This is a genomic window from Bacteroides sp. RTP31139st1_H2_RTP31139_211217 (assembly GCF_040227615.1).
GTDB lineage: Bacteria > Bacteroidota > Bacteroidia > Bacteroidales > Bacteroidaceae > Bacteroides > Bacteroides uniformis.
Window position 1 is genome coordinate 15,055 of record NZ_JBCNZM010000068.1, and the last position, 9,581, is coordinate 24,635.

Below are 9,581 nucleotides of genomic sequence, written 5' to 3' on the forward strand. Positions count from 1 at the left end.
GCAGTAACGTATGGTAATCAAGAACTTAGAAAACAAAATCAAGCTGGTGGGCATCATCTGCTCTGCGTTCCTCATGGGCTGCATCATCATCTCGGTGTCGAGCATCTGGACGGCGCGCTGCATGGTGACGGACGCGCAGCAAAAGGTGTATGTATTGGACGGCAACGTGCCCATACTGGTGAACCGCACCACGATGGAGGAAACGCTGGATGTGGAGGCAAAGAGCCATATCGAGATGTTCCACCATTACTTCTTTACGCTTGCTCCCGATGACAAGTACATCCGCTATTCGATGGAGAAGGCGATGTATTTGGTCGATGAAACTGGTTTGGCGCAGTACAATACGCTGAAGGAAAAGGGCTTTTACAACAATATCATGGGTACGAGTGCCGTGTTCAGCATCTTTTGCGACAGCATCAAGTTCAACAAGGAGAAGATGGAGTTCACCTACTACGGTAGGCAAAGGATAGAGCGAAGGAGCAATATTCTGATGCGTGAATTGGTGACGGCGGGACAGGTGAAGCGCGTGCCGAGGACGGAGAACAATCCTCATGGACTGCTCATCACGAACTGGAGAACCTTGCTCAACAAGGATATTGAGCAGAAGTCGAAGTCAAACTTCTAATATCCTAGCGGTATGAGTGTAAAAGGAATCAGACGGATGCTTGTGGGCGAGGATATGCCCGACAAGAACGACCCCAAGTACAAGAAGCGGTATGAGAAGGAGGTGGCGGCAGGGCGCAAGTTTGCCAAGACCGCGAGGATAGACCGTGCGGCGGCTAAGGTGCAAGGCTTTGCCAATGCCCACAAGACGCTGTTTCTCGTCATCGTCTTCGGCTTTGTCGCCACGTGCTTCGGCATCAACATCTACAGGATGGTGCGGTATTACGGTCATCGGACGGAGGCTGCAAGTGCCATCGAGCGGCAGGAAGGGCGCATGAAGCAGATGATGAATGCAGCCCATTGCATCACTCCTCCCGTGACGCATCGAACCAACGAGGAGAATCGAGACAAGTCAGTAACATCAAAATCAGACAGCGATGAGAATAACAGATAAGATAAACTTCCGTCAGCCGAAGTACATGCTGCCAGCCATCGTGTACATCCCGTTGATTGCCACAGGCTATTTTGTCTTTGACATGTTCAATACGGAGGTGGCGGAAACGCAGGACAAGAACCTGCAGACCACCGAGTTTCTGAACCCCAACCTGCCCGGAGCGCAGATTAAGAATGGTGACGGCATCGGTGGCAAGTATGAGAACATGGCGAAGTCGTATGGTCGCATAGCAGACTATTCGGCTGTTGATAACATTGAGCGTGACAACGAAGAAGAGAAAGAAGCGTATGAATCCAAGTACACAGAAGAAGACCTTGCGGAACTCGTCCGTCAGGCAGAAGAGAAGGACGATGCAGCCGAAGTGGCCGATGCCAAGGCGCGAGAAGCGGAAGCACTCGAAGCACTCAACAAGGCACTCGCCGAAGCGAGGCTGAGAGGACAGGCGGCAGTTGCCCCCGTGGCCCAGGATACCACACAGGCTGGGCCTCCCAAGGAGCAGATTGAGGTGAAAGGTCAGATTGCCGAGGACAGCAAGGCGGTGAAGGCACTGGACGAGGAGGACAAGGCACAGGAGGTGGTGAAGAAGGTGAAGGTGACTTCGGACTATTTCAACACCCTGACGCAGAACGAGCATGAGCCAAAGCTCATCAAGGCCATCATTGACGAGGACGTGAAGGCTACGGACGGGTCGAGGGTGCGGCTGAGACTGTTGGACGATATTGAGATTGGTGAGACCGTGGTGAAGAAAGGGTCGTACCTCTATGCCACCATGAGCGGTTTCGGTTCGCAGCGAGTGAAGGGTAGCATCAACTCCATCCTTGTGGATGACGAGCTGATAAAGGTTTCGCTTTCGCTTTATGACACGGACGGACTGGAGGGACTGTATGTCCCCGGCAGCCAGTTCCGTGAGACCACGAAAGATGTGGCGAGCGGTGCTATGCAGAGCAACATGAACATCGACCAGAGTGGAGCGAACAACAGTTTCTCGCAATGGGGAATGCAAGCCGTGACCAATGCCTACCAGAAGACAAGCAATGCCATCAGCAAGGCTATCAAGAAGAACAAAGTGAAGCTGAAGTATGGGACGTTTGTTTACCTTGTAAATGGGAAAGAGAAAAGGAAATAGACACTGCCCGACAACGGAATTGTCGGGAACGGTGGCTCATAGAGTATAAACATCAAAAAATCAACTAATATGAATTGTTTTCAGAAAATGAATGTCTGTGCATTGCTTTCGCTGAGCGTGCTTTCAGCCAAGGCGCAGACCACCTACATGGAGATGGAGCAGCTGACGGTCAACGACCAAGTGACCACCGTCATCACCGCCTCCGAACCCATCCGCTTTGTCGATATATCCACAGACAAGGTGGTGGGCGACCAACCCATCAACAACACCATCCGCCTGAAGCCGAAGGACAACGTGTATGCCGACGGTGAGGTGTTGGCGATAGTGACAATCGTGACGGAACGCTACCGCACGCAGTATGCACTGCTCTATACCACGAGGATGCAGGAGGCAGTAACCGATAAGGAAATAGAATGCTCGGAGCGCAATGCCTACAACAATCCCGCTGTAAGCCTGTCCACTGCCGACATGACCAAGTATGCACGTCAGATATGGTCATCGTCTGCCAAATACCGCAACGTGGCGACGAAGATGCACCGCATGGTAATGCGCCTGAACAACATCTACAGCGTGGGCGAATATTTCTTCATCGACTTCTCCGTGGAGAACAAGACCAACATCCGCTTCGACATCGACGAGATGCGCATCAAACTATCGGACAAGAAGCAGAGCAAGGCTACCAATGCGCAGATAGTGGAACTGACCCCATCTCTTGTGTTGGACGATGCGAAGACCTTCAAGTATGGCTATCGCAACGTGATTGTGGTGAAGAAGATGACCTTCCCCAACGACAAGGTGCTGACCATCGAGCTGTCGGAAAAACAGATAAGTGGACGCACCATCTCGCTCAGCATCGACTATGAGGATGTGCTGTCTGCCGATTCGTTTAACCATATACTGTTGGAGGAGGAATAATGAGAATTAGGAATGAGGAATTAGGAGTGAGGAATTGGCTTGTGCATACCTTACTCGTTGTCATCTGTTTTATGGCAAGCATGACTCCGGCAATGGCGCAGCAGAATAGCGACCGCATATCCTTGGGGTTCGGATGCCTGTATGAGCGAGGACTGGACGTGACGCTGTCCTACGAGTATGAGACGAAGTACCACAATGCGTGGGAGTATTTTGCAAACGGATATATCAAGTGGAACGAGTGCGCATCGTGCGGTCATGTCTGTCCTGAGAGTTTTTGGAACAACTACCGCAGTTATGGTTTCGGCTTTGCCTATAAGCCCTGTGTGGCAAGAGGACGCAACCACCATGGCAACATGCGCATAGGAGCATCGGCAGGTAGCGATACTGACAGGTTCTTGGGTGGCATCCACCTCGGCTATGAGCAAAACTATACACTCAGACACGGCTGGAAGCTCTTCTGGCAGGTGAAGACCGATGTGATGATCAAGGGTGAAGACCTGTTCAGAACGGGTATTGTCCTGGGTGTGAAACTTCCTGTAAAATGACTATGCGTATGAAGAAACTGTTTTCAATCTTGGCAGTTGCGGCAACGGTGTTGCTGACTGCCTGTGACGAGCATCAGGACTTTCCCGACACAGCCATGAAGGTCACCCATATCTTGACCACTGACGGCAAGGTGATGCCCTACGAAACCTACGAGCAATCGTGCAAGCAAGCCATTGCAGTGGTGTTCAACGTCAATCAGAGGGAAGAAATGGAGGGAAACGGATATGCCGTCTATCTGTGGGACATCGCTCCCGAAGCCTTTGCTGACAGTATCGGTGTGGAACAGGACACATCCTGTGACCTCACCGCCTACGACGGCAACAAGAACACTTTTGCCCTTTATGGCACGACCGATGTGAAGTCGCCTTTGGCTGAGCGTGTCTTCGACATGTGGCGTTACGGGCAAAGTGCCTATATCCCCAGTGTGGCACAGATGCGTCTGCTCTATCATGCCAAGGACATCATCAACCCATACATCCTGAAATGCGGCGGCACACCTATCCCCGATGAGGATGATGACTGTTGGTATTGGACTTCAACGGAGGTAGAAGGACAAGCGACCGCCAAGGCATGGCTTTACTCACTGGGAAGCGGTGCCATACAGGAGACTCCCAAGTGGCAGCCGCATAAGGCGAGACCCATCATCACGATTATGGATTAGCCCATATACAGACATCGAGTATCACCCGTATCATCATCAAAGTACAACAATTAAAAAAGAAAAAGCATGAAAAAGAATTTGTTTCTAATGTTGGGACTTGGAGCCATGCTCCTCACGTCCTGTGACCAAGACATCGTCAATGAGATTTACCTGCCCGGTGGCGGAGGTTCTGTGGTCGTGACCGACAGCACATCAACCAAGCAGCTTCAGGTATTCACCAATCTGGAGATGCTGCAACCTGCCGTTTCCACACGAGCCGTTGACAACCAGTGGGAACTCAATGATATGATTGGCATCTCTTCCACAGGGATGATCAACAATATGAAGTTCACCCGAAGCGGCGGCACGAATCAGTTTGTGTCAGCCAACAAGGTGTTTTTCACGGACACAGACACTCACACCTTCAATGCCTACTATCCCTATACGGCAAATCCTACCAACGACCTCATAGAGTTCCAAGTGCCGGAGGCAGCTGTACAGAGTGAGCAGAAGGTCAATGATTTTCTGTTTGCCAGTGGAGCGGCATCATACGCCAATCCGAGCCTTACATTGAACTTCACCCATCAGATGGTGCGTGTCATCATCAAGGTCTATACCTCACCAGAATACGGTTTCACCACCAATGATTTTGCAGGAAGCCTACTCACGTTCGTCGGTTATTTTGACAGCGGTACTTTCAACATCAAGACCGGAAAGGTAGAATGCAGTGACGAGTCGGTGACGACCTATTATTTCGGCGACCCACAAAGTGACCACATGGAATATACGCTTTATGTTCCTGCACAGGTTATGCCAGACATGACATTGCAACTCAGCAATGGGGAGAACTTCGTATTCCTCACAAACGACACGTGGAAAGCGGGTCATTCCTACAGCTATTCATTGAAGCCTGTACGCAACACCTTGGAGGTCATATCTGCAACTATTTCTCCGTGGACAGTAGAGTCTGAGAAGACCATCAACGGCTACGAATAAAACTCATAAGAGGATTGGAGGGTGTCCACCGTGGCATCCTTCATCTTTTCTCATTATCACCCAACATCATCGTAAAGTAAATGGAAGAAAGCAAAGAGTTACAGGGTTTTTACAAGATATTCAGGGCGGTGATTTATGTCTCCATCCTGATGGAGTTCTTCGCCTACGCACTGGAGCCGGAGCAGTTGGACTTCTTGGGCGGCGTAGTGACGGATATCCACACTCGCATCAAGCGGTGGATGATTTACCATGACGGCAACCTCGTGTATAGCAAGGTGGCTACGTTCCTGCTGATATGTATCACCTGTGTGGGAACGCGCAACAAGAAGCATCTGGAGTTTGACGCTCGCAGGCAGGTGCTCTATCCGCTGCTGTCGGGAGTGCTGCTGATTGTGCAGTCCGTATGGCTGTTCGGTCATTCGATAATGCCCTGTTTCTATACCCTCCGTTTGAACACTTGGCTCTATATGCTCACTTCCATCGTCGGTGTCGTATTGGTGCATATCGCCCTCGACAATATCTCTAAGTTCCTGAAGGAAGGGCTGCTGAAAGACCGCTTCAACTTCGAGAATGAGAGCTTTGAGCAATGCAGGGAGTTGCAGGAGAACAAGTACAGCGTGAACATCCCTATGCGCTATTATTACAAGGGCAAGTTCCGCAAGGGATGGGTGAACATCGTCAATCCGTTCCGTGGCACATGGGTTGTGGGTACTCCTGGTTCTGGTAAGACCTTCTCCATCATCGAGCCGTTTATCAGGCAGCACAGCGAGAAGGGCTTTGCCATGGTGGTGTACGACTATAAGTTTCCCACTCTCGCCACCAAACTCTACTATCATTACTTGAAGAACAAGAATGCCAAGGACAGCAAGATGCCCCATGGCATGAAGTTCAACATCATCAACTTTGTGGATGTGGAGTATTCGCGCCGTGTGAACCCCATCCAGTTGAAGTACATCAACAACCTTGCCGCAGCGAGCGAGACCGCCGAGACCCTGCTTGAATCCCTGCAAAAAGGCAAGAAGGAAGGCGGCGGTGGCAGCGACCAGTTCTTCCAGACCTCTGCCGTCAACTTCCTTGCCGCCTGCATCTATTTCTTCTGCAACTACGGCAAGGAGCCCTACGACAAGGACGGAAAGATGCTGATTGCCGAGCGGCGTGAAGACCCAAAGACGAAAAGGCTGATACCCACAGGACGGGTGTTCGACCATTCGGGCGCGGAGGTGCAGCCCGCTTATTGGTTGGGCAAGTACAGCGACATGCCACATATCCTATCGTTCCTCAATGAGAGTTATCAGACCATCTTCGAGGTACTTCAGACCGACAACGAGGTAGCCCCCTTGCTTGGCCCGTTCCAGACTGCCTTTGCCAACAAAGCCATGGAGCAGTTGGAAGGTATGATTGGCACGCTACGTGTCTATACCTCCCGTCTCGCCACCAAGGAATCTTACTGGATATTCCACAAGGACGGCGATGACTTCGACCTGAAGGTCAGTGACCCGAAGAATCCAAGTTATCTGCTCATTGCCAACGACCCCGAGATGGAGAGCATCATCGGTGCACTGAATGCCTTGATTCTCAACCGCCTTGTAACGAGGGTGAATACAGGACAGGGCAAGAACGTTCCTGTCAGCATCATCGTCGATGAGTTGCCGACCTTGTATTTCCACAAGATAGACCGACTGATAGGCACAGCCCGAAGCAACAAGGTGAGCGTGGCACTTGGCTTTCAGGAACTTCCGCAGTTGGAAGCCGATTATGGCAAGGTGGGTATGCAGAAAATCATCACCACCGTGGGCAATGTGGTGAGCGGTTCGGCAAGAGCCAAGGAAACCCTCGAATGGCTGTCGAGTGACATCTTCGGTAAAGTAGTGCAACTCAAAAAGGGCGTGACCATCGACCGTGACAAGACCTCCATCAACCTCAATGAGAATATGGACAGCCTGGTGCCTGCAAGCAAAATCTCCGATATGCCCACAGGTTGGATATGTGGACAGACCGCCCGTGACTTCGTAGTCACCAAGACCGGGATGAACGGAAGCATGAACATCCAGGAGAGCGAGGAGTTCAAGACATCCAAGTTCTACTGCAAGACCGACTTCGATATGACGGAAATAAAGAAGGAGGAATCGGAGTATGTCCCTCTCCCTAAGTTCTATAAGTTCAAGTCGAAAGAAGAGCGAGAGCGCATCCTCTACAAGAACTTCGTTCAGGTTGGGGAGGACGTGAAAGCCATGATTAAAGAGATTCAGCAGTTCCGCACTATGATGTAGTGATATTGATTAGAGTGCGGTGAGACATCGCACCTCCTATATAAAATAATGTAATGAGAAGATACATCATCGTACTATTGAGCATGTTGGCCATCTGTAGCGTGCCCTGTCAAAGCCAAACCATTGACAGGGCACTGTTTGAACGGATGGTAGCCATTACCAAACACTTCGAGGGTTGGCACGACCCAAAGACCACACCGGGCTATGTGGGCTATGGTCACCAGCTACAGAAGGGAGAGCGTTTCCCGAAAACACTGACACGTCAGCGTGCAGATTTGCTGTTACGGACAGACCTCCTCCGGCACCTGCGCCTATATGCCCGTTATGGCAGGGATGCTTATCTGCTTGCCACCCTCTCGTACCAGATTGGACCAGCCAAGTTGTTAGGCAATGGACGATACCCGAAAGCGTCCCTGCTCACCCGATTGGAACGTGGCGACAGGGACATCCTGCCACTCTATCTGAGCTATTGCAAATGGAGGGGAAAAGCAGTGGCATCCATTAGGAAACGGAGGTGGGTGGAATATCAGCTGTTGTATGCCGAGCGGTGAGGCACCATCCCTCCTATACCTGTTTGTCTGTCACTTATATTATATATAAAGGTAATAATTGCAATTTCAATGTTAAAGTCAGAGCATTATGGCATCCATCAAATTAAAGTTCAGAACATCATCTGTTCAAGAGAAAGAGGGTCGCCTGTATTATCAGGTGATACACAATCGTGTGGCACGTCAGATCCATACAGAGTACAGAATCTATTCCTCAGAGTGGGATGCGGACCATTCAAACATCATTTTGCCAACTTCCGTCACTCCACAACGTCAAGCCTATCTTCTTTCCTTGAAAGATACATTGGATGCTGACAGGAAGAAACTGCTGTTGGTCATTGCACGGTTGGACAAGGAAGGGCAGTCATATACAGCAGACACCGTCGTTGACAACTTCCATGAGGGAAAAGAATTACATGGCATTATCGGCTATACGCTGGAGTTGAACGAAAAACTGAGACGCATCGGCAAGAAGCGGATGGTAGCAAGGTACAAAACCACCCTCAACAGCCTCCAGCGTTACCTGAAAGGAGGCGATGTGCCATTGGAGGAAGTCGATGGGACAACGATACAAGGCTATGAACAGTGGCTGAAAGACAGCGGACTGTGCCGCAACACCACCTCTTTCTACATCCGCAACCTGCGCACCATCTACAATCATGCCGTAGATGACGGACTGGTCATCTCTTCCTCACCGTTCAAGCATGTATATACCGGCATCGACAAGACCGTCAAGCGGGCACTCCCCTTGGAAATCATCAAGCAACTGAAAGAGCTGGACTTGAGTCTGAACCCCCGTTTGGAGCTTGCAAGGGATATGTTCCTGTTCAGTTTCTATACCCGTGGGATGTCGTTCATCGATATGGCACAACTTACACCAAGCAATCTGCATGGCAGTACGCTCATTTACCGCCGTCAGAAGACCTCACAACAGTTGCACATCAAATGGGAACCTGCCATGCAGGAGATAGTGGCGAAGTACAAAACAGATGATTCTCCCTACCTGCTCCCTATAGCAAAAGGAGAGGGAGCCATATTCTGGAGACAGTACAAGAATGCCTATAGCCGTATCACCAAGCAGTTGAAGAAAATCGGAGAAATGATAGGCCTGTCCGTACCCCTGACCACCTACGTAGCCCGCCACTCCTGGGCAAGCATAGCCAAGAGCAAGAACGTGCCCGTATCTACTATCAGCGAGGCATTGGGGCATGACTCCGAGAAAACCACACAGATATACCTCTCCTCATTGGACACCTCTGTCGTTGACAACGCCAACAATCTCATCATCAATTCTCTTTAGGAGGTGCAGCGTCTCACTGCACCTTTATTTCAATATTTATAACTATTGTATTGCGGTGTGATACCGCAACTATAATAAAAAAGTCGGGGATTGTTGAGCAAAAAGGTGTTTCTCTCTTTAAGAGAAATATCGTTTTGCTAAACAGTTGATATTGAGGTATCATTTTATCGTAAAAGACATATT

General features: G+C 50.3%; 10 protein-coding genes. All 10 read left to right on the plus strand.

Features of this window, described 5'->3' with window-relative positions; all coding sequences use genetic code 11:
- The first annotated feature begins 10 nt into the window (after window positions 1-10).
- The 10 genes from traK to ABUA47_RS12755 all read left to right on the plus strand — a co-directional run bounded on the left by traK (window position 11) and on the right by ABUA47_RS12755 (window position 9,398).
- Window positions 11-625 (plus strand): conjugative transposon protein TraK, encoded by a 615-nt coding sequence (gene traK, locus ABUA47_RS12710; protein WP_005816126.1) that lies wholly within the window; start codon window positions 11-13, stop codon window positions 623-625.
- 12 nt (window positions 626-637) lie between these two features.
- Window positions 638-1,057 carry a hypothetical protein gene (locus tag ABUA47_RS12715; protein ID WP_005816127.1) on the plus strand — a complete coding sequence of 140 codons (420 nt, stop codon included), beginning with the start codon at window positions 638-640 and terminating at the stop codon, window positions 1,055-1,057.
- Window positions 1,041-2,183: a conjugative transposon protein TraM gene (traM, locus tag ABUA47_RS12720; RefSeq protein WP_005816128.1), complete on the plus strand. Its 1,143-nt coding sequence runs from the start codon at window positions 1,041-1,043 to the stop codon at window positions 2,181-2,183. Before ABUA47_RS12715 ends, traM begins: the two co-directional genes overlap by 17 nt.
- Window positions 2,184-2,252: 69 nt before the next feature.
- Complete coding sequence (traN, locus tag ABUA47_RS12725; protein WP_005816133.1) at window positions 2,253-3,098, plus strand: conjugative transposon protein TraN; 846 nt, start codon at window positions 2,253-2,255, stop codon at window positions 3,096-3,098.
- Window positions 3,098-3,643: a hypothetical protein gene (locus ABUA47_RS12730; protein ID WP_005816135.1), complete on the plus strand. Its 546-nt coding sequence runs from the start codon at window positions 3,098-3,100 to the stop codon at window positions 3,641-3,643. Before traN ends, ABUA47_RS12730 begins: the two co-directional genes overlap by 1 nt.
- Before the next feature lie 8 nt (window positions 3,644-3,651).
- The gene (locus ABUA47_RS12735) at window positions 3,652-4,305 is read left to right on the plus strand and encodes a hypothetical protein (RefSeq protein ID WP_005816136.1); all 654 of its coding nucleotides are present in this window, start codon (window positions 3,652-3,654) and stop codon (window positions 4,303-4,305) included.
- A 66-nt stretch (window positions 4,306-4,371) separates the two neighbouring features.
- Complete coding sequence (locus tag ABUA47_RS12740; protein WP_005816138.1) at window positions 4,372-5,280, plus strand: fimbrillin family protein; 909 nt, start codon at window positions 4,372-4,374, stop codon at window positions 5,278-5,280.
- A gap of 80 nt (window positions 5,281-5,360) precedes the next feature.
- Window positions 5,361-7,550, plus strand: a complete 2,190-nt coding sequence (locus ABUA47_RS12745) for a type IV secretory system conjugative DNA transfer family protein (protein ID WP_005816140.1) — start codon at window positions 5,361-5,363, stop codon at window positions 7,548-7,550.
- Window positions 7,551-7,603: 53 nt separating this feature from the next.
- Entirely contained in the window at window positions 7,604-8,101 is a 498-nt protein-coding gene (locus ABUA47_RS12750) for a hypothetical protein (protein ID WP_005816141.1), read from the plus strand.
- A gap of 88 nt (window positions 8,102-8,189) precedes the next feature.
- On the plus strand, window positions 8,190-9,398 hold the full coding sequence (locus tag ABUA47_RS12755; protein ID WP_005816149.1) for a putative resistance-associated DNA invertase: 1,209 nt from the start codon (window positions 8,190-8,192) through the stop codon (window positions 9,396-9,398).
- Window positions 9,399-9,581 lie beyond the last annotated feature (183 nt).

What these genes read in the sequence shown, in the direction of transcription:
- traK (WP_005816126.1), top strand. Translation starts at nt 11, where the DNA reads ATGGTAATCAAGAACTTAGAAAACAAAATCAAGCTGGTGGGCATCATC.
- ABUA47_RS12715 (WP_005816127.1), top strand. Translation starts at nt 638, where the DNA reads ATGAGTGTAAAAGGAATCAGACGGATGCTTGTGGGCGAGGATATGCCC.
- traM (WP_005816128.1), top strand. Translation starts at nt 1,041, where the DNA reads ATGAGAATAACAGATAAGATAAACTTCCGTCAGCCGAAGTACATGCTG.
- traN (WP_005816133.1), top strand. Translation starts at nt 2,253, where the DNA reads ATGAATTGTTTTCAGAAAATGAATGTCTGTGCATTGCTTTCGCTGAGC.
- ABUA47_RS12730 (WP_005816135.1), top strand. Translation starts at nt 3,098, where the DNA reads ATGAGAATTAGGAATGAGGAATTAGGAGTGAGGAATTGGCTTGTGCAT.
- ABUA47_RS12735 (WP_005816136.1), top strand. Translation starts at nt 3,652, where the DNA reads ATGAAGAAACTGTTTTCAATCTTGGCAGTTGCGGCAACGGTGTTGCTG.
- ABUA47_RS12740 (WP_005816138.1), top strand. Translation starts at nt 4,372, where the DNA reads ATGAAAAAGAATTTGTTTCTAATGTTGGGACTTGGAGCCATGCTCCTC.
- ABUA47_RS12745 (WP_005816140.1), top strand. Translation starts at nt 5,361, where the DNA reads ATGGAAGAAAGCAAAGAGTTACAGGGTTTTTACAAGATATTCAGGGCG.
- ABUA47_RS12750 (WP_005816141.1), top strand. Translation starts at nt 7,604, where the DNA reads ATGAGAAGATACATCATCGTACTATTGAGCATGTTGGCCATCTGTAGC.
- ABUA47_RS12755 (WP_005816149.1), top strand. Translation starts at nt 8,190, where the DNA reads ATGGCATCCATCAAATTAAAGTTCAGAACATCATCTGTTCAAGAGAAA.